At 71.8% G+C, this 18321-nt stretch carries 17 protein-coding genes and 1 riboswitch; of the genes, 4 read left to right on the forward strand and 13 right to left on the reverse strand.

What is annotated here, in order from left to right:
* Window positions 1-43 precede the first annotated feature (43 nt).
* On the reverse strand, window positions 44-1186 hold the full coding sequence (locus ABZ898_RS10095; protein ID WP_361655159.1) for a glycosyltransferase family 4 protein: 1143 nt from the start codon (window positions 1184-1186) through the stop codon (window positions 44-46).
* A 128-nt stretch (window positions 1187-1314) separates the two neighbouring features.
* Here ABZ898_RS10095 and ABZ898_RS10100 point away from each other — a divergent pair, with 128 nt between their 5' ends.
* Complete coding sequence (locus ABZ898_RS10100; protein ID WP_361655161.1) at window positions 1315-2550, forward strand: glycosyltransferase family 87 protein; 1236 nt, start codon at window positions 1315-1317, stop codon at window positions 2548-2550.
* A 7-nt stretch (window positions 2551-2557) separates the two neighbouring features.
* Here ABZ898_RS10100 and ABZ898_RS10105 read toward each other — a convergent pair whose 3' ends face one another.
* The 5 genes from ABZ898_RS10105 to ABZ898_RS10125 all read right to left on the reverse strand — a co-directional run bounded on the left by ABZ898_RS10105 (window position 2558) and on the right by ABZ898_RS10125 (window position 7916).
* Window positions 2558-3745 carry a hypothetical protein gene (locus ABZ898_RS10105; RefSeq protein WP_361655164.1) on the reverse strand — a complete coding sequence of 396 codons (1188 nt, stop codon included), beginning with the start codon at window positions 3743-3745 and terminating at the stop codon, window positions 2558-2560.
* 29 nt (window positions 3746-3774) lie between these two features.
* Window positions 3775-4779 carry an NlpC/P60 family protein gene (locus ABZ898_RS10110; RefSeq protein ID WP_361655167.1) on the reverse strand — a complete coding sequence of 335 codons (1005 nt, stop codon included), beginning with the start codon at window positions 4777-4779 and terminating at the stop codon, window positions 3775-3777.
* A gap of 237 nt (window positions 4780-5016) precedes the next feature.
* On the reverse strand, window positions 5017-6057 hold the full coding sequence (locus ABZ898_RS10115) for an NlpC/P60 family protein (protein WP_361655170.1): 1041 nt from the start codon (window positions 6055-6057) through the stop codon (window positions 5017-5019).
* 210 nt (window positions 6058-6267) lie between these two features.
* Window positions 6268-7611: an NYN domain-containing protein gene (locus ABZ898_RS10120; RefSeq protein WP_361655173.1), complete on the reverse strand. Its 1344-nt coding sequence runs from the start codon at window positions 7609-7611 to the stop codon at window positions 6268-6270.
* Window positions 7612-7676: 65 nt separating this feature from the next.
* Window positions 7677-7916, reverse strand: a complete 240-nt coding sequence (locus ABZ898_RS10125; RefSeq protein WP_361655176.1) for a hypothetical protein — start codon at window positions 7914-7916, stop codon at window positions 7677-7679.
* 197 nt (window positions 7917-8113) lie between these two features.
* Here ABZ898_RS10125 and ABZ898_RS10130 point away from each other — a divergent pair, with 197 nt between their 5' ends.
* On the forward strand, window positions 8114-8884 hold the full coding sequence (locus ABZ898_RS10130) for a rhomboid family intramembrane serine protease (RefSeq protein ID WP_361655179.1): 771 nt from the start codon (window positions 8114-8116) through the stop codon (window positions 8882-8884).
* Window positions 8881-9162, forward strand: coding sequence for an Lrp/AsnC ligand binding domain-containing protein (locus tag ABZ898_RS10135; protein ID WP_031179902.1), 282 nt, complete (start codon window positions 8881-8883; stop codon window positions 9160-9162). The genes ABZ898_RS10130 and ABZ898_RS10135 overlap by 4 nt, the downstream gene beginning before the upstream one ends.
* Window positions 9163-9169: 7 nt before the next feature.
* On the opposite strand, the gene ABZ898_RS10140 is transcribed toward ABZ898_RS10135, so the two are convergent.
* The 6 genes from ABZ898_RS10140 to ABZ898_RS10165 form a co-directional block, all read right to left on the reverse strand.
* Window positions 9170-10534 carry an aminotransferase class V-fold PLP-dependent enzyme gene (locus ABZ898_RS10140; RefSeq protein WP_361655182.1) on the reverse strand — a complete coding sequence of 455 codons (1365 nt, stop codon included), beginning with the start codon at window positions 10532-10534 and terminating at the stop codon, window positions 9170-9172.
* A 179-nt stretch (window positions 10535-10713) separates the two neighbouring features.
* Window positions 10714-10830, reverse strand: a riboswitch (SAM riboswitch).
* 109 nt (window positions 10831-10939) lie between these two features.
* Complete coding sequence (trpD, locus tag ABZ898_RS10145) at window positions 10940-12004, reverse strand: anthranilate phosphoribosyltransferase (protein ID WP_361655185.1); 1065 nt, start codon at window positions 12002-12004, stop codon at window positions 10940-10942.
* 151 nt (window positions 12005-12155) lie between these two features.
* Window positions 12156-13793, reverse strand: a complete 1638-nt coding sequence (locus ABZ898_RS10150; protein WP_361655188.1) for a cytochrome bc complex cytochrome b subunit — start codon at window positions 13791-13793, stop codon at window positions 12156-12158.
* Entirely contained in the window at window positions 13790-14848 is a 1059-nt protein-coding gene (locus ABZ898_RS10155) for a Rieske 2Fe-2S domain-containing protein (RefSeq protein ID WP_361655191.1), read from the reverse strand. The genes ABZ898_RS10150 and ABZ898_RS10155 overlap by 4 nt, the downstream gene beginning before the upstream one ends.
* Window positions 14845-15657, reverse strand: a complete 813-nt coding sequence (locus tag ABZ898_RS10160; RefSeq protein ID WP_361655194.1) for a c-type cytochrome — start codon at window positions 15655-15657, stop codon at window positions 14845-14847. The genes ABZ898_RS10155 and ABZ898_RS10160 overlap by 4 nt, the downstream gene beginning before the upstream one ends.
* A gap of 62 nt (window positions 15658-15719) precedes the next feature.
* On the reverse strand, window positions 15720-16340 hold the full coding sequence (locus ABZ898_RS10165; RefSeq protein ID WP_161147036.1) for a heme-copper oxidase subunit III: 621 nt from the start codon (window positions 16338-16340) through the stop codon (window positions 15720-15722).
* Window positions 16341-16485: 145 nt separating this feature from the next.
* On the opposite strand from ABZ898_RS10165, the gene ABZ898_RS10170 reads away from it, so the two are divergent.
* On the forward strand, window positions 16486-16887 hold the full coding sequence (locus ABZ898_RS10170; RefSeq protein WP_361655197.1) for a hypothetical protein: 402 nt from the start codon (window positions 16486-16488) through the stop codon (window positions 16885-16887).
* Window positions 16888-16958: 71 nt separating this feature from the next.
* Here ABZ898_RS10170 and ABZ898_RS10175 read toward each other — a convergent pair whose 3' ends face one another.
* A complete protein-coding gene (locus ABZ898_RS10175; RefSeq protein WP_361655200.1) occupies window positions 16959-18221 on the reverse strand; it encodes an Ig-like domain-containing protein in 1263 nt (420 codons plus the stop codon).
* Window positions 18222-18321: the final 100 nt, after the last annotated feature.

Raw genomic sequence — 18321 nt, forward strand, 5'->3', positions numbered from 1 at the left:
CAGTCGGAGAGGACGGCGCCGGAGACTCTCCGGCGCCGTTCCGTCAGAGCAGCACCTTCAGCCGTTCGGCCAGCAGGTCCCAGCGCCACTTCTCCTCGACCCACTGCCTGCCGCGCTCGCCCATCCGGCGGCGCAGTCCCTCGTCGGCGAGCAGGGCGGTGATCCGCTCGGCGGCCTCCGCCGGCTCCCCGCCCCGGACCACCCAGCCGGTCTCGCCGTCGAGGACGGCGTCGGGGGCACCGCCGGAGTCACCGGCGACGACGGGCAGCCCGGTCGCGGACGCCTCCAGGTAGACGATGCCGAGCCCCTCCACGTCCAGCCCGCCGCGCCGGGTGCGGCACGGCATGGCGAACACGTCCCCGGCGCCGTAGTGCGCGGGCAGCTCGGCCCAGGGCACGGCGCCGGTGAAGCGCACGGAGTCCGCGACCCCGCTCTCGGCGGCCAGGCGGCGCAGATCCGCCTCGTAGGGGCCGCCGCCCACGATGAGCAGCACGGCGTCCGGCTCGGCGGCCAGGATGTACGGCATGGCGCGGATCAGGGTGTCCTGGCCCTTCCTCGGCACCAGCCGGGAGACGCACACCACGACCGGCCGCTCGGTGAGCCCGAGCCGGGCGCGGACCTCGTCCCCGCCGGAGCCGGGGTGGAAGGTCTTCTCGTCGACACCGGGCGGCAGCTGGACCATGCGTCCGGCCGCCTCCGGGGTGAGCGCGGCGGCGATCCGGGACCGGGTGTACTCGCCGAGGTAGGTGAGGGTGTCCGTGGACTCGCCGATCCGGCGCAGCAGCCCGCGGGCACCGGGGAGCTGGGCCCAGCCCGCCTCGTGACCGTGGGTGGTGGCCACCAGCCGCTCGGCGCCGGCCTGGCGCAGCGCGGGTGCCATCAGCCCGAGCGGCGCGGCCGCCCCGAACCACACCGAGGTGCAGCCGTGCTCGCGCAGCAGCCCCACCGCCCGCCGGGTCGCCGCCGGGGTGGGCAGCAGCATGGTCGTCCGGTCGCGCACGACGGTGAAGGGCTGCTCCGCGTCGAAGGCGGCGGTCGCCTCGGCGCCCTCGCGGCCGCGCTTCCAGGTGGAGGCGTAGACGACGAGCCGGTCCGGGTCCAGGCGCAGCGCCATGTTGTGCAGGAACGCCTGGATGCCGCCGGGCCGGGGCGGAAAGTCGTTGGTCACGATCAGGGTCTTGTGCATCGCCGCCGACCCTACCGGGTGGCCCGCGGGGGTCCCGGTCCGGCGGAGTCTGTGGCAGGGGCACGGCCGTAAAGGACATCATGAGTCTTCCGACACGCACGGCGCACGAACGAACGGCAGGGGATCACGTGGACACGAAGGGCGCCGGGCGCTTCCCGGCGTGGCTCGCGGCGGTGTGGGCGGCGACCCGCTTGGCCCTGCTGCTGTCCGTGTTCAAGGTGTTCACCGTCGCGGGCCCGGACGTCACCTCCGACGTCTCGGTGATCTACCGCGGCTGGTACGAGGTCCTGCGTCAAGGAACGTTTCCGCTGGACGACGTGACCTGGCAGTACCCGCCCGCGGCGGCGCTGGCGGTCCTCTCCCCCGGCCTGCTGCCGTTCCTGGACTACACCCACGCCTTCTTCGTCCTGGCCTGCGTCACCGACCTCGCGGTGCTCTGCCTGCTGGTGCGCTACGGCCGGGAGCCGGAGCGCTCGCCGCGCGGAGCCTGGCTGTGGACGGCGGCCGTGCCGCTGCTCGGGCCCACGGTGTACGCGCGCTACGACGTGATGGTGACCGCCGTGGCGGTGGCCGCGCTGCTGGTGGCCGCCCGGCATCCGCGCGCGTTCGGGGTGCTGACCGCGCTCGGGGCGATGGTGAAGGTGTGGCCCGCGCTGCTGCTGGCGGGGTCGCTGCGGCGCCGTCCGTGGGCGGCGGCGGCGGTCACCGCCGCCGCTCTCGCGGCGGTCTTCGCGGTGTCGATGCCGGGAGCCTTCGCCTTCCTGACCTTCCAGCGGGACCGGGGCACCGAGGTGGAGTCGCTGGGCGCGCTGGTCTTCCACGTGGCCCGGCACTTCGGCTGGGAGGGCCAGGTGCTGCTGAACTACGGCTCGATCGAATTCCTCGGCCCCTGGGTCGGGGTGGTGAGCACGGCCGCGCTGGCGCTGACCGGCGTCGCGTTCGGCTGGCTGGTGGTGTGGCGGCTGCGGGTGGTGCGCACCGGGCCGGTGACGCTCGCGGAGGCGGCGCTCACGGCGGTCCTGCTGTTCACGGTCACCAGCCGGGTGATCAGCCCGCAGTACCTGGTGTGGCTGACCGGGCTGGCCGCGGTGTGCCTGACCTACCGGGCGACCCGGATGACGGCGCCCGCGCTGATGGTGACGGCCGCGTCCCTGGTGACGCTGCTGGAGTTCCCGCTCGGCTTCATCCATGTGGTGACGAGCGACTGGTACGGCGTGACGCTGATGTTCGTGCGCAACGGCCTGCTGGTCGCCGCCTCCCTCTCGGCGGCCCGCCGCCTGTGGCATTCCACGGTGTCCCCGGAACCCGCCGCGCCCGCACAGGCCGCGGCCGACCGGGCGGACGGGACGGCCGTCGCGCCCTGAGGGCGGCTCAGGCCAGCCGGTCGCGCGTGTAGGCGCGCCACCGGGCGGTGAACTCCCCGGGCGTGGTGTCCAGCACCTTCGCCAGCGCGTTCTCGACCGCGCCCGCCCGTGTGCCGTGGGCGCCCACGGCACGGTAGAAGGCGCGCAGCCGGTCCTCGCCCCAGCGCTCGGCGATCATCCGGCAGGCCAGCCAGCCGGACTCGTAGGACCGGGCCAGCCCTGCCGGGTCGCCGGCGAAGCCGAAGTCCTTGTCGGCGGGGAGCGCGGCCGGGACGTGCCCCTCCGCGACGGCGCGGGTGAGTTCGGGGGCGACCTCGGCGGGGGTGCGCCCGGTGCCGAGGTAGCCGGTCCAGTCGGCGTACCCCTCGGACAGCCACAGCGGGGTGGCGGCGGTGGTCGCCGAGCGGGTGGCGACGTGGGCGGTCTCGTGGGTGAGCACGACCTGCTTGCCCAGGTCGCCGAGGACGGCGTACGCCTCGGGGTTGACCACCACCCGGTCCGCCGGGGCCCGCCCGGCACCCGGTGTCTCGGCGGTGGTGACGGCGGCGATGCCCCGGTACTGGGCGGCGGGCGAGCCGAGCAGGGCGGCCATGCCGTCCAGCGAGCGGGGCACGAGGACGACGACCCGCCGCGCCCAGCGCGCGCCCCAGGCGCGGGAGACGGCCGGTACGGCGCGGTCGGCGAGCCGGGCGTAGCCGCGCAGCCCGGCGGCGCTCTGCCCGGTGCCCAGCACCAGGCTGTGGGCGCCGGTGACGGCGGTGACCGGGCCCTGGTCCCAGAGCTGCTGCCCGGCGCCGCGCGCGGCCGCTTCGGCGGTGACGTACCAGCCGCCGCCGTCGGTGCGGCTCAGGGTGAGGGTGCGGCGGGCGGTGACCGGGGCGGTGTCCTGCCCGGCGACCCGGTAGCGCAGTTCGGCGTCGGCGGCGGTGCCGTCCCGGCGCAGGGCGGTGAGCCGGTAGGTCCAGGAGGCCAGCGGGAGGCCGCGGAGGCGGGTGTAGGGCGTGCGGGTGCCGGTGGCGCCGAACGCGGCCTCGTCGTGGCCGAGCAGGGCGTCCGCGCGCCGGTCGAGGAGACGCTGCACGTCGGCCCGCGCGGCCGTGTCCGGGGGCGGGTGGCCGCAGCCGGCGAACACCGGCAGGAGCAGCAGGCACAGTCCCGCCGCCGCTCTCCGCCACGCGCTGTCCCGGCCGGCCACGCTCCGATCGTACGGGGTGCGGCAAGGGCTCAGGGACGGGTCACCGCGGAGACCGGGAGCATGCCGACCGGGTCGTAGCGCACCGGTGCGCCGGGGTGGGGCGCGTGGATGACCTGGCCGTTACCGGCGTACATGGCCACGTGGCTGGCGTCCGAGCGGTAGATCACGAGGTCGCCGGGGCGGGCCTGGGAGAGCGGCACGCGGTGTCCGGCGTCGCGCTGGGCCTGCGAGGTGCGCGGCAGCTGGATGCCCGCCCTGGCGTACGACCACTGCATCAGGCCCGAACAGTCGAAGCCGGAGGGCCCGTTGGCGCCCCACACGTAGGGTCTGCCGAGCGCGGAGCGGGCGGCGGCGAGCGCGGCGGCGGCGCGGGGGGCGAGCGTGCCCGGGGCGGTGAGGTCGGGGCGGCCGGAGCGGGAGCCGCGGGTGTACTCGGCCCGGTCGGCGCCGGACAGCGCGTCGAAGGCCCGCCGGGCGCGGGCGAGTTTCTCCCGCACGCTCCGCTTGTGGGCGGCGACGGCCGCGCGTCCGCGCTCCAGTTCGTCCAGCTTGGCGACCGCCTCGGCGCGTTCCTGCGCGAGGTCGCGCAGCGCGCCCTTCAGCTCGCGCAGCTGCCCGGCCCGCCGGGCGTCGATCCGGTCGACGACGGACGCCTTGTCGAGGTAGTCGTCGGGGTCGGCGGAGAAGAGCAGGGCGACGGCCGGATCGAGGCCGCCGGAGCGGTACTCGGCGCCGGCGAGCGAGGCGAGCGTGTCCCTGAGGGAGTTGACCCGCTGCTGGGTGCGGGCGATGTGGTCCTGGGCGTCGCGGACCTCGCGGCGCAGCTCGCCCGTGCGCTCGCCGGCCCGGTCGTAGTCCTCGGTGGCGCGCTCGGCGGCCGCGTAGAGCCGGTCCAGTTCGGCGCGGGCGCCGTCGCGGGGCGCCGCGTGGGCGGCGGGCACGGCGCCGAGGGCGGCGGCCGCGGCCGACAGCACGCACAGGGCGGCGGCTCCCCGGTCGCATCCGGTTGCTGCGGGACGGCGATGCAACGCCACGGCGGTCCTTCCCCTGGACGACGGGAACCGTCCCCCGGCGCGCGGCCGGGCCGGGGCCCTCGGTGCCGGGGAAACGCGCCAGACAGTAGCCGCACGGACACCCGCCGGCCAACGACCGCCGTGGGCACACACGGTGACGCCCCGGCGCCGACGCAGGTCAGCGGCGGGGCGCCAGGGGTCGCGCGGTGCCGTGATTCGCCCGTTCGGGCGGGTGTGGCGAGAGGGCCGGAGCCGGTGTCAGACGCGGACGCCGAACATGAACGGGCCGCCGATGGTGCTCATGGACTCGTAGCGGACGACCGTGCCGGTGCGCGGGGCGTGCAGCACCTGGCCGTTGCCCGCGTAGAGACCGACGTGGTGGATGTCGTTGAAGAAGAAGACGAGGTCGCCGACCTGGAGGTCGCTCTGCGAGTAGATCCGCGTGCCGATGTTGGCCTGCGACTCGGAGGTGCGCGGGATGGAGACGCCGGCCTGGGCGTAGGCCCAGGAGGTCAGGCCCGAGCAGTCGTACGAGGACGGGCCGGTGGCGCCGTAGACGTACGGGGTGCCGATCTTGCTCTGGGCGGCGGAGAACGCGGCTCCGGCGCGGCCCGAGGCGGGGACGGCGTTGCCGAGCTGGACGCGCTCGCTGGAGGAGCGGTCGGCGCGCTGCTGCTCGGCGGCCAGGGCCTGCTTCTCCTTGGCGGTCAGGGTGTTGAGCAGGCGCTGCGCCTCGCCCAGCTTGCCCTGGACCTCCTTCTTCTTCTTGCCCAGCTCGGTGCGGGTGGAGGCGAGGTCCTTGAGCTTCTCGGTGGCCTCGGCCCGGTCCTGGGCGAGTTCGCGCTGCTTGTCCTGGATCTTCTTCAGCGCCTCGACCTGCTGGCCGCTCAACTGGTCGAGCGTGGACGCCTTGTCGAGGTAGTCGTCCGGGTCGGCGGAGAGGAAGAGCTGCACCGAGGGGTCGATGCCGCCGCTGCGGTACTGCGCGGTGGCGAGCGAACCGAGGCCGTCGCGCAGCTTGTTGAGGTCCTGCTGGCCGCGGGCGACGTTGTCCTGGATCGTGGAGATCTCCTTCTGGAGCTTCTCCTGCTTCTCCTTGGCGCCGTTGTACTTCTCGGTGGCCTGCTCGGCCTGCTCGTAGAGCTTGTCGACCTGCGCCTTGACCTCGGTCTTGCCCGGCTTCTCGCTCGGGGCTGCGTTGGCCGCGTTCGCGCTGAGCGCGACGGCGGCGGCGGCCGCGGTGGTCAGCACGGTGACACGCGTGCGGCTCGGCTGCTTGGGTCGACGATGGGACGCCACGGAGGACGAACTCCTTCTTTCGAGTGATCACCCGCTCGGAGGTTCGAACCGACCCTAGTGACCCAGTTGTGATCAGTTCAAATCCTCACAGCAAAAAATCCAGTCTCCCGCTGCATTCTTTGCACTCAACTCACATCACGTGACGCCCGATTGACCGTACGTCGTCCACAGACGCCCTCAATCCGGGCATCCGGCAATTCCGTTGGGCGTTCAGGACAGCCGCTTCAGAAGTACCGCAGAGGCCACCGGTCGGGCACCGGCGCGCGCGACGCCGTCCGCGACCTCGCGGTCGGTGGAGGCCACGACGACCGGACGGCCGGACGGTTCGGCGCGCACGAGCTGACGGATCAGCTCGTCGGCGGTCACCCCCGGCTTGGAGAACAGCACCCGCACCCCGCGCGGCGGCGCGAGCAGCACCGGTGCGGCCAGCTCGGCGCCGTCGAAGACGCAGGTGACCTCGGCACCGGTCTGCGCCGCGAGCGCGGAGAGCTGGCCGAGGAGTCTGAGCCGCTGCTTCTCCAGCGGCATCTGCGGATAGCCGGTCTTGGTGACGTTGTAGCCGTCGACCACCAGGTGCGCCTGCGGCAGTGCCAGCAACTGGTCCAGGATCGCCGGGTCGTGCTCGGACAGGGCGCGGGCGGCGATGTCCTTGGGGCTCATCCGTCCCGGCTCGACCGCGTCCACGGTCTCGGCCGGCCGCACCGACACCGGCGGCAGCGCCAGCTCCCGGCGCAGCCCCTGGGCCGCCTCCAGCACGGTGTCCAGCAGCAGTCGTGCCCGCATGTCCTCCACACTGCGGCCCTCGCGGACCGCGCGGCGGGCGGCCTCCAGCGCGGCCTCCGACTCCCCGAGGCGCGCCTTGAGCCGCCGGGACTCGCTCTCGGCGGCCGAGACGGCCGCCTGCCCCTCGGCCCGCACGGACTCGGTCTCGGCGCGCTCCTTGCGCACCGCGGCCTCGCCGCGCTTGACGTCGCTCAGGGCCGAGCGGAGCTTGCGGTGCAGCCCGTCGTTCTCCTTCTTGGCCGCGTCCAGCTCGGCGCGCAGCCGGGAGGTCTCCTCGCGGGTGTGCTCGCGGGCCTCGGCCAGCGCCTCGCGCAGCCGCTCCAGTTCGGCCCGGCTCTCCTCGTCCGCGCGCTCGGCGTCCGCGCGCTGGGCCTCCTCGCCGGCCGCGGCGACCAGCTTGGCCCAGCCGGGCGGGCGCAGCACGTAGGCGGCGGCCGCCACGTCCAGGGGGTCGGCGGCCGGGGGCGGGGAGCCGGCCTCCAGCGCGCCGCACAGCTCCGGCTGGCTCTCCTTGTAGCGCTCGCCGATCCGCTGCCGGAAGAGTCGTTCCGTCTCCAGCGCGGCCGCCATCGCGTTCCCGGCGAACTTGGCGCGCCGGTTGGGGGTGAACCGGGCGTACTGCCTGAGCTGCGCGGGGAGTTCGGCCATGGTCAGGGCCCCGAAGGCGTCCGAGACGATTCCCACGACCCGGCGGCGCACGCCGTCGGGCAGCGGACGGTCAAGCACCTCGGCGGTGCCGTCCTCCGGCCCCCCGCCCGCGGTCTCCACCATCCGTCACACCCCAATGCCTGACATGCCTCAACCCGACTGTTCCGTCCCGCGCGGACCGCACCGCCTCAGGAGGCGGTGCCGGGCCTGTCCACGAGTTCCACCTGGTCCACCGCGTTGCACCAGCGGCAGCGGACCGACTCGATGGTCTCACTGACCACCTCGCGCTCCTCGACGGTCGGCTCCCCGGCCAGGTCGAGGTGGACGTACTCGACGGCCTTGGAGGAACGGGTCACGTCGAACCGGGTCAGGTTGCCGCAGAGGGTGCAGCGCCAGCGTGTCGTCGCGGTCGGCGGAGGAACCGTCATCGCGCAGCTCGCTTCCTTCTCGTCGCTTCTCGGGTCGTCACCGGGGACCTGCCGCGGAGGCCGTCCCCGGTGGTCGCGCGCCGGGTCCCGGCGCGTGTGGCCGTAACCCTACGGCCTGCCGGGTGTTCACCGCCCGCCCGTCCGAAGCGGCGAGGCGGTCTGTACCAGTGCGTCCGGTTACGTCATGCTCTGTATTCATGATCAGAGAGTGGAGCACGACCGCCGCCCGGACCGTCAGGGCGGTCCGGGGCACCCCGGCGCCGCTGACGTACGGCCTCATCGCCCTGTGCTGCCTGATCTTCCTGCTGGGCCCGGCCTCCGGGTTCACCCGCGCGTACGGCACGGGGGAGGCGCTGCTCGCGGCGCAGCGGGCGTACTTCCGGCACTGGGGGGTGATCCCGGCCGGGCTCTTCGCGGAGCCGGTGCGCGAGTCGCTCACCCCGTTGACCGCGCTCTTCGTGCACGGCAGTTGGGTGCATCTGCTCGGCAACATGCTCTTCCTCTTCGTCTTCGGCGTGCTCACCGAGGAACGGATGGGCCGCGTCGAGTTCACCCTGTTCTACGTCGGCTGCGGCTACCTCGCCCTGCTCGGGTACGCGCTGGCCAACGCGGACTCCGAACAGTCCCTCGTCGGTGCCTCGGGAGCCATCTCGGCGGTGCTCGGCGCGTTCCTCCACCTCTTCCCGCGGGCCCGTGTCACCAGTCTCCTCCCTTTCCTCTTCTTCCTCCCGTTGCGCTTCCCGGCCTGGGTGGTGCTGCCCTTCTGGGCCGGGCTCCAGTGGTACGCGGCGGGCCGGGCGCCCGAGGGCCCCGGTGTCGCCTACCTCGCCCATGTGATCGGCTTCTTCCTGGGCTTCGGCTACGCCTGGCTGCGCTACGGGAGGAAGCAGCGCGCGAAGGACGGGCCGGGCGAGGCTAGAGTTGGGCCCGCCCCGGCTACGGCGTCCAAGGGAGAGAACCAGCCGTGATCACCGCGATCGTCCTGATCAAGACCAGCGTCGACCGGATTCCGGAGATCGCCGAGCAGATCGCGGCGCTGGAGAGCGTCAGCGAGGTCTTCTCCGTCACCGGCACCTACGACCTGATCGCCATGGTCCGCGTGGCCCGCCACGAGGACCTCGCCGAGGTCATCCCCGGCCGCATCAGCAAGATCCAGGGCGTGGAGGGCACCGACACCCACGTCGCCTTCCGCACCTACTCCCAGCACGACCTGGAAGCGGCCTTCGCCATCGGCCTGGACTCCTGAAGGTCCCTCAGCTCTCGGGGACGCAGCGGCCGTTCTCCGTGCGGTAGGTCCACTTCGCGCCCCGGGTGACCAGCTCGCGCACCGCCGTCACGAACCGGAGCACGTCCTCGTCCGGGGTGCCCGCGCCGAAGCTGACCCGGACGGCGTTCAGACTCCCGGTGCCGCAGCCGGCCCGCCCGGCGGGGTCCGTGCCCAGGAGGGCGTGGACGAGGGGGTGGGCGCAGAAGAGGCCGTCGCGCACGCCGATGCCGTACTCGGCGGACAGGGCGGCGGCGAGGTGGGAGCTGTTCCAGCCGTCCACGACGAAGGAGAGGACGCCGACCCGCGGGGCGTCCTCGCCGAACAGGGTCAGGACCCGCACCTCGGGCACCTCGGCCAGGCCCGCGCGCAGCAGCCCGAGCAGGTGCCGTTCGCGGACGGCGAGGGCCTCGGGGCCGGCCTCGGTGAGCGCCCGGCAGGCGGAGGCCAGCGCGTGGGCGCCGATGACGTTGGGTGACCCGGCCTCGTGCCGGGCGGCCCCGTCCTGCCACTCCACCTCCACCCCGCCGTCGGCTCCCCGGGCCACCGTGCGGCTCGCGCCGCCGCCCGCGAGGTACGGCTCGGCCGCGCCCAGCCAGTCGGCCCGCCCGGCCAGCACGCCGGAGCCGAAGGGCGCGTACAGCTTGTGCCCGGAGAACGCGACCCAGTCGACGTCCAGCTCGCGCACGCTCACCGCCTGGTGCGGCACCAGCTGGGCGGCGTCCAGGACGGTCCGCGCGCCGGACGCGCGTGCGGCCGCCGCCAGCTCGCGCACCGGCCACAGCTCACCGGTGACGTTGGAGGCGCCGGTGACGCAGACCAGCGCGGGGCGGGCGGTGTCGCGGGCGGCGAGGGCCCGCTGAAGCGTGCGCACGGCGGCGGCGGGAGACCTGGGGGCGTCCAGGAAGGTCACGTCGGCCGCGCGCCAGGGCAGCAGCGCGGCGTGGTGCTCGGTCTCGAAGACGAACACCTCGCACCCGGCGGGCAGCGCGCGGGCCAGCAGGTTCAGCGAGTCCGTGGTGGACCGGGTGAAGATCACCTGGTCGTCGTCCCGGCAGTCGAGGAAGTCGGCGACCGTGCGGCGGGCGTTCTCGAACAGCTCGGTGGAGAGCTGCGAGAGGTGCCCGGCGCCCCGGTGCACGCTGCCGTAGTACGGGGCGTAGGCGGCGATGTCGTCCCAGACCCGCTGGAGGGCGGGGGCGCTGGCGGCGTAGTCGAGCGCGGCGTAGCCCACCTCGCCCCCGGTGACGAGCGGCACGGTGACGTCCCGGCCGAGCACGGGCAGCGGGGCGGGCACGGCCCCGGTGGCGGCGGCCGGGGCGGGGGCGGGGGCGAAAGCGGTGGAGACGGACATGGCTGGACTCCCGTGAGGCAGGCCGGAGAGACCGGGCGCGCAGGGCATGCGGCGACACGGCTCCGGAAGGCGTGGAGAAGAGAGAAGGGTGTGCGGAGGCGGGGCTCGGCGGCCCTATCGCATTCGCTTGCTCACGGAGAAAGGCTCCCTCGTACGACCAGGACCCCTGGTTCTCGAGGGGTCCGCGCTTGCCGCAGACCTTGTGGGCTGCGGCCTGGTCCTCACCCGGAGCACCCCGCCACGGACGGAGGGTTGCCGGACAGCCGGCCGGGGCCGCATGGCTGTCGCTCATGACCTGAAAGGGAAGCTAGCCGGGCTGATCGCCGGGCGCAACCGGCGTCCGGATGCCGGAACGACGGCGCGGCGGGGAGCGACCGCTCCCCGCCGCGCCGGACCGCCGCACCGCTACCGGTTGCTGGCGGCCACCCAGCGCTCCAGCGTGCCCGCGGCGGCCCCGGAGTCGATGGACTCCGCGGCGCGCGCCATGCCCGCCCTGAGCTGGTCGGCCAGGGGTTCCCCGGTCGGGTCCAGCGCCACCAGCGCGGCCGCAGAGTTCAGCAGCACCGCGTCCCGTACCGCTCCCGTCTCCCCCTCCAGCACCCGCCGGGCCACCATCGCGTTGTACGCCGGGTCTCCCCCGCGCAGCGCCTCCACCGGCACCAGCTCGATGCCGACGTCACGCGGGTCGAAGACCTCCTCGGTGACCTTGCCGTCGCGCACGATCCACACCCGCGAGGGCGACGTCGTGGTCAGCTCGTCCAGACCGTCCTCGCCGCGGAAGACCAGCGAGGAGTTGCCGCGCTCGGCGAAGACGCCCGCCACGATGGGCGCCATGGCGAGGTTCGCCACGCCCACCGCCTGCGACCGCACCCGCGCCGGATTGGTCAGCGGACCGATGACGTTGAAGACCGTACGGATACCCAACTGGCCGCGGGCGGCGCCGACATGACGCAGGGCCGGGTGGAACTTCACCGCGAAGCAGAAGGTGATCCCCGCCTCCTCCGCGACCTCGGCCACCCGCTTCGGGGTCAGCTCCAGATTGACGCCGAGCCGCTCCAGCACGTCCGAGGACCCGGAGGCGGAGGACGCGGCGCGGTTGCCGTGCTTGATGACCTTCGCCCCGGTGCCGGCGACCACGATGGAGGACATCGTGGAGATGTTCACCGTCTTCGCGCCGTCACCGCCGGTGCCGACGATGTCCACGGTCCGGCCGGGCACCTCGATCACGTTGGCGTGCTCGTACATGGCGCGGACGATCCCGGTGATCTCCTCGACCGTCTCGCCCTTGGCCCGCAGTGCCACCAGGAAGCCCGCGATCTGGGCGTCGGTCGCCTCACCGCGCATGATCCGGTCCATCGCCCACGCGGTGGCGTCGGCGCTCTGGTCGCGGCCCTCCAGCAGGGCGTTCAGTACCTCGGGCCAGGAACGGCCCGCCGCGGTGTCGCCTCCAGCGGGGGTCACAGCGCTCATCAGCCGCTCCTGGGTGAGTGAGGAAGACAGGTGTCTCAGGTGTCAGGGGCACCCGGGGTGCCCGGTCCCACCTTATCCAGCCTGAACAGGGCGAAGGGCCCCGCCGGTGTTCCGGACGGGGCCCTTCGGCCGTGGCGTGGCGATACGGGGATCAGTGGTGGCCGTGGCCGCTGGTGATCTCCTTGTACTCGTCGACGGTCGCCTTCGGGATCTGGTTGTCCTCGCCGTAGTAGGCGTTGGACAGCTTGACCCGGAGCCGCTCCGCGGGCTTCACCTTGCGCTCGACCCCGTTCTCGTCGACCGTGGGGCCGATCTCGGCGGGCTCGTACTGGTGGTGCGCCGTCAGGGTGTGGAGCTGCTCCTGGCTGAGCGGCTCGTGCACCTCGATGAACTCACCGTGCGGCAGGCGCTTGATGATGCCGGTCTCGCGGCCGTGCAGCACCTTGTCCCTGTCCCGGCGCTGGAGGCCGAGGCAGATCCGCTTGGTGACGATGAACGCGATCACCGGTCCGGCGAAGAAGAAGATCCGGACGAACCAGGTGACCTGGTTGATCGACAGGTGGAAGTGGGTGGCCCACAGGTCGTTGCCACCGCCGACCAGACCGATCATGTACACCGTGATCCAGGCGACGCCGAACGCGGTACGCGTCGGGGCGTTGCGCGGGCGGTCCAGGATGTGGTGCTCGCTCTTGTCGCCGGTGACCCAGGACTCGATGAACGGGTAGACCGCGATGGCCATCAGCACCACGCCGAACAGGACCAGCGGGATGAACACGCCCAGGACCAGCGTGTGGCCCCAGAAGTTGATCTCCCAGCCTGGCATGTAGCGGACCAGACCCTCGGCGAAGCCCATGTACCAGTCGGGCTGGGCGCCGGTGGAGACCTGGTCGGGCCGGTAGGGGCCCATCGCCCAGATCGGGTTGATCTGCGCGACCGCGGCGATGGCCGCGATCACACCGAAGACCAGGAAGAAGAAGCCTCCGGCCTTGGCCATGTACACCGGCAGCAGCGGCATGCCGACGACGTTGGTCTCCTTCTTACCCGGACCCGCGAACTGCGTGTGCTTGTGGTAGAAGACCAGGATCAGGTGCGCCACCATCAGGCCGAGCATGATGCCCGGCAGCAGCAGGATGTGGATCGAGTAGAACCGGGCCACGAAGTCGTGGCCGGGGAACTCGCCGCCGAAGAGGAAGAACGAGATGTACGTGCCGACGATCGGCATGGACAGGATCGCGCCCTCGGTGAAGCGCACACCGGTGCCGGAGAGCAGGTCGTCCGGGAGCGAGTAACCGGTGAAACCGGTGAACATGCCGAGGACGAACAGCAGGAAGCCGAACAGCCAGTTGACCTCACGCGGCTTGCGGAACGCGCCGGTGAAGAACACGCGCATCATGTGCACGAACATGCCCGCGAGGAAGATCAGCGCGGCCCAGTGGTGGATCTGCCGGATGAGCAGACCACCGCGCACATCGAAGGAGATGTGCAGGGTCGAGTTGAACGCCTCCGACATCAGCTGTCCCTGCAGCGGGACGTAGCTGCCGTGGTACTCCACCTCGTTCATCGACGGGTGGAAGAACAGCGTCAGGTACACACCGGTCAGGATGATGATGAGGAAGCTGTACATGCAGACTTCGCCCAGCATGAACGACCAGTGGTCGGGGAAGATCTTGCGCATGTTGGCCTTGGCCAGGGAGTAGATCCCCAGCCGGCCGTCCGCCCAGTCGGCGACGCGCTCGCCGGCCGGGGCCTTCCCGCGGGAGCGGGACGGTTCGTTCGCTGCAGTACTCATCCGCGCTCCCAGAATGCAGGACCGACGGGCTCCGCGAAGTCGCCGAGCGCCTCGAGGTAGCCCTCGTCGTTCACACCGATGCGGAGCTGCGGCAGGGCGTGACCGGCGGGGCCGAAGATCACTCGGGCACCGTCGGAGAGGTCGAAGGTGGACTGGTGGCACGGGCACAGGACGTGGTGCGTCTGCTGCTCGTACAGGGAGATCGGGCAGCCCACGTGGGTGCAGATCTTCGAGAACGCGACGATGCCCTCGTGGGACCAGGCCAGTTCCTGCTTGTCCTTGATGTCGTTCGGCTGCAGCCGGACGATCATCAGGGCCGCCTTGGCGATCTGGTCCTGGAAGTCCTCGTCCTCCTCCTCCAGGCCCTCGGGCTTGGCGAAGGTCAGCGAGCCGACGGCCACGTCCTCGGGACGCAGCGGCTCGTTGGTGTTGACGTTGACGAGGAGCTTGCCCTTGGCCCACAGCGTGTGGCGCAGCGAGGTGCCCGGCAGCGGACCGAGGTCGCGCAGCAGCATGACGCCGGAGAGCGGCACCAGGGCGAGCGCGCCGAACATGGTGTTGCGGATCAGCTTGCGCCGGCCGATGCCGGACTCGGCGGCTCCCTGGCGGAAGTCGTCGAAGACCTGGGCACGGACGGTGGGCTCCGCCGCGATCGGGTGGCGCTCGGCCACCATCTCCACGTCGGACATCAGGGTGCGCGCCCAGTGGACGGCGCCCGCGCCGATGCAGAACAGCGCCGTACCGAGGGTCAGGCCGAGCGCGAAGTTCAGCGCGCTGAGGTGCCCGATCGGGAAGACGAAGATCGACTTGTCGTGCGGGATGGTCACGTACGACGCGATGAAGCCGAGGGTGGCCAGCATCGAGATCGTGAACAGCAGGGCGACCGCCCGCTCGGACCGCTTGGCGGCCCGCTCGTCGATGTCCTGGGCGCGGTGCTCGTGCGGCGGCAGACCCGGATCGGCGAAGGGGGTCTCCTCGTCCGCGACGCTCACCGAGCCGTGCGGGTGGTCCTGCGCGGCGGGCAGGTTCTCTTCTGGAATGTCTTGGCTACTCATGACTTCTTGGCCTTTGCGGTCCGAGCGGCGACCCAGATGGCGACCGCGATCAGCGCGCCCAGGCCGAAGATCCAGGCGAACAGACCCTCGCTGACCGGGCCGAGTCCGCCCAGCTCAAGGCCGCCGGGGTTCTCGGTCTCGCTGCTGTTGACCGCGTTCAGGTACGCGATGATGTCCTTCTTGTTCTTCTCCGTCATGGTGGTGTCGGGGAAGGACGGCATGTTCTGCGGGCCGGTCTGCATGGCCTCGTAGATGTGCTTGGGGTCGACGCCCTCGAGGCTCGGGGCGTACTTGCCCTTGGTCAGGGCACCACCCTTGCCGGTGAAGTTGTGGCACTGCGCGCAGTTGGTGCGGAACAGCTCGCCGCCCTCGGCGATGTCCGCGCCGTCCTTGGAGTACTGCTCCTTCGTCGGCACGCTCGGGCCGGCGCCCAGCGACGCGACGTACGCGGCGAGCTGGTCGATCTGGGCCTGGGTGTAGATGGTCTTCTTGCTCGGGATCTGCGCCATCTGCGAGCTGGAGGCGGGCATCCGGCCGGTGCCGACCTGGAAGTCGACCGCGGCGGCGCCCACGCCCACCAGGCTCGGGCCGTCGGACGTGCCCTGGCCACCGGTGCCGTGGCAGCTTGCGCAGCCGACCTCGTAGAGCTTCTGGCCCTCCTTGATGGTCAGGGACTGGGAGGTTTCATCGGCCTGCGCCTTGTCCGCGGGCGCGAACGCGGCGTAGAGCCCCCCAGTGGCCGCCAGCGCGAGGAGTAGGACGACGACCGCCGCCAGCGGATGGCGTCGTCGTGCGGAGAGCTTTTTCACGGATTACCCCGGTGTCAGGATCTTCTGCGTCGGTGCTGCTGGATGTGCGGGACGAATCCCCGCTACTTGATCAGGTAGATCGTGGCGAAGAGGCCGATCCAGACCACATCGACGAAGTGCCAGTAGTAGGACACGACGATGGCGGCGGTCGCCTGCTCGTGAGTGAACCTCTTCGCCGCGTAGGTGCGGCCGAGGACCAGCAGGAAGGCGATGAGTCCGCCCGTCACGTGCAGGCCGTGGAAGCCGGTGGTCAGGTAGAACACGGAACCGTAGACGTCGGAGGACAGCGAGATGCCGTCCTTCTTCACCAGTTCCGTGTACTCGAAGATCTGTCCGCCGATGAAGATCGCACCCATGATGAAGGTGACGATGAACCATCCGCGGAGCTTCTTCACGTCCCCGCGCTCGGCGGCGAAAACGCCGAGCTGGCAGGTCAGGGAGGAGAGCACCAGGATCGTGGTGTTCGTCGCGGAGAAGGGCACGTTCAGGGCGTGCGCCATCTCCTTCCAGTGATCCAGTCCGGTCACCGATCGAGCGGTGAAGTACATCGCGAAGAGGGCCGCGAAGAACATCAGCTCGGAACTCAGCCAAATGATGGTTCCGACGCTGGTGAGGTTCGGCCGGTTGACCGAGGGGTGCGCGTGCCCGGTATCTACTGTCGTTGCTGTCGCCACGACCGACATTATGTCGGTCGCTTATCTCGCCCTCACTCCGGGGGTGCCGTTCGGAGTGTCCCGGCCCGTCATACCGGTGTTGACGTGCTGTCGGGGGGAGTAACATCCGCCCCGGAAAAGCCCGTCCGTACGACGTCGACGTCTCGGAGGAAGCATGCAGCCGACCGCCACCGTGCTGGTGTACAGCGACGACTCCAACACACGCGAACAGGTACGGCTCGCCACCGGCCGACGGCCCGCTCCGGACGTGCCCCAGGTGGAGTTCGTGGAGTGCGCCACGCCGGAGGCCGTGGTGCGCGAGGTGGACCGCGGCGGGATCGACGTCTGCGTGCTGGACGGCGAGGCGGTGCCCATGGGCGGCATGGGGGTGTGCCGGCAGATCAAGGACGAGGTCTTCGACTGCCCGCCGGTGCTGCTGCTGATGGGCCGCCCCCAGGACGCGTGGCTGGCGACCTGGAGCCGGGCCGACGCGGCGGTGACGCTGCCGGTCGACCCGATGGAGTTCGCCGAGGCCCTGGCCTCGCTGCTGCGCCGCAAGCGCCTCCAGAGCGCCTAGGGCGGCCCCGGCCCGCGAGAGCGGCCACGAGGGGTGCGGTGACCCGTACGGGCCTCCCGCACCCCGGCCGGTCACGCGGCGGCGGGCCGCAGGCGTACGGAGTCGCCGGGCGCCGAACCGTCGCGGGCCGTGCCCGTCAGGGCGCTCCCGGTGTTCCACTTCGCCCAGTCCAGGTTCCAGTCGCCGAAGCCGTTGCCGAACGACTCCATCGAGTTGCCGCCCGAGTTCACCACCTTGACGACGTCGCCGGGGCGGACGTGGTCGTAGAACCACTCCGCGTTGGCGGTGCTCATGCCGGTGCAGCCGTGGCTGACGTTGGCGTAGCCCTGGGAGCCGACCGACCAGGGCGCGGCGTGCACGTACTCACCCGACCAGGTGACTCTGGTCGCGTAGTAGACCGGCAGGTCGTACGAGTCCGCGCTGCCCTCGGCGATGCCGACGGTGGTACCGCGCATCCGTACGAAGTACTGCTTCTCCAGGACCACCTTGACGCCGTTGCGGGTCTCGAAGCCGGGCTTTCCGGTGGTGACCGGGATGGTGTTGATCACCTCACCGTTCTTGTAGAAGGTGAGCTGGTGCGTGGCGGCGTCCGTGATGGCCTCCACACGGTCGCCGATGGTGATCTTCAGGTCCTTGCTCTTGCCGCCCCAGAGGCGGTCGCTGAGCTTGATGCCGTCCAGGTTGCTGTGCACCCTGAGGGTGGCGTGGGCGGGCCAGTACTCCCTGGGGCGGTAGTGGAGTTCCTTGTCGCTGACCCAGTACCAGGCGCCCTGCGCGGCCGGGACGGAGTCGACGCGCAGGCCGCTCTCCACCAGGGCGCGCTGGGCCTTGTCCTTGACCGGCTGGTCGAGGGTGGCGGTGACGGGCTGTCCGACCCCGTACTCCCCCGCCTCGGGTCCGAAGGTGACGCCGAGGCTCTTCCTGCTGGCCGGTTTGGTGGTGTCGAAGGTGAGGACCTTGCGCCCGGGGGCGCCGTCGTCGTCCTCGGTGCTCACGCGGACCGTGTAATGGGCGTCGGCGGCCAGCGGAGAGGTGCTGTGCCACCGTCCTCCGTCGGCGGCGAGTTCGCCCGCGACATAGCGCCCTGTGGAGTCCATGGCGGTGACGTCGGTGATCCGGCCCTCGCCGCTCTTGAGAGTGACTTCCAGGGGCTTGTTCGGGTCCGTCCGCTTCGCCTTGTCGGTGGGCGCGTTGAAGACGATCTGGCCGGCCGCGTCGTACGGGTCGGCCGACAGGGCGTCGCCGTCCGAGCCGCAGCCGGTGACGCCCGCGCCGAGGGCGGCCACCAGCAAGGCGCAGCAGACGACGGTGCGGGTCCGCGCAGTGTGGTTCATATGATCACGCTATGAGACGAAGAGATCACTGGCACGGCGCGTAATCCGTATGAGGGACGGACACTGCGGCAAACAGAGGAGCCCGGACCCTCCTGATGGA

This window comes from Streptomyces sp. NPDC046860 (genome assembly GCF_040645115.1).
In the GTDB taxonomy this organism is placed as follows: Bacteria; Actinomycetota; Actinomycetes; order Streptomycetales; family Streptomycetaceae; genus Streptomyces.

Excerpts from the sequence above, each read along its gene's own strand:
- ABZ898_RS10095 (WP_361655159.1), bottom strand. The coding sequence starts at position 1,186 with ATGCACAAGACCCTGATCGTGACCAACGACTTTCCGCCCCGGCCCGGC.
- ABZ898_RS10120 (WP_361655173.1), bottom strand. The coding sequence starts at position 7,611 with ATGGTGGAGACCGCGGGCGGGGGGCCGGAGGACGGCACCGCCGAGGTG.
- ABZ898_RS10125 (WP_361655176.1), bottom strand. The coding sequence starts at position 7,916 with ATGACGGTTCCTCCGCCGACCGCGACGACACGCTGGCGCTGCACCCTC.
- ABZ898_RS10130 (WP_361655179.1), top strand. The coding sequence starts at position 8,114 with ATGATCAGAGAGTGGAGCACGACCGCCGCCCGGACCGTCAGGGCGGTC.
- ABZ898_RS10140 (WP_361655182.1), bottom strand. The coding sequence starts at position 10,534 with ATGTCCGTCTCCACCGCTTTCGCCCCCGCCCCCGCCCCGGCCGCCGCC.
- trpD (WP_361655185.1), bottom strand. The coding sequence starts at position 12,004 with ATGAGCGCTGTGACCCCCGCTGGAGGCGACACCGCGGCGGGCCGTTCC.
- ABZ898_RS10150 (WP_361655188.1), bottom strand. The coding sequence starts at position 13,793 with ATGAGTACTGCAGCGAACGAACCGTCCCGCTCCCGCGGGAAGGCCCCG.
- ABZ898_RS10155 (WP_361655191.1), bottom strand. The coding sequence starts at position 14,848 with ATGAGTAGCCAAGACATTCCAGAAGAGAACCTGCCCGCCGCGCAGGAC.
- ABZ898_RS10165 (WP_161147036.1), bottom strand. The coding sequence starts at position 16,340 with ATGTCGGTCGTGGCGACAGCAACGACAGTAGATACCGGGCACGCGCAC.
- ABZ898_RS10170 (WP_361655197.1), top strand. The coding sequence starts at position 16,486 with ATGCAGCCGACCGCCACCGTGCTGGTGTACAGCGACGACTCCAACACA.
- ABZ898_RS10175 (WP_361655200.1), bottom strand. The coding sequence starts at position 18,221 with ATGAACCACACTGCGCGGACCCGCACCGTCGTCTGCTGCGCCTTGCTG.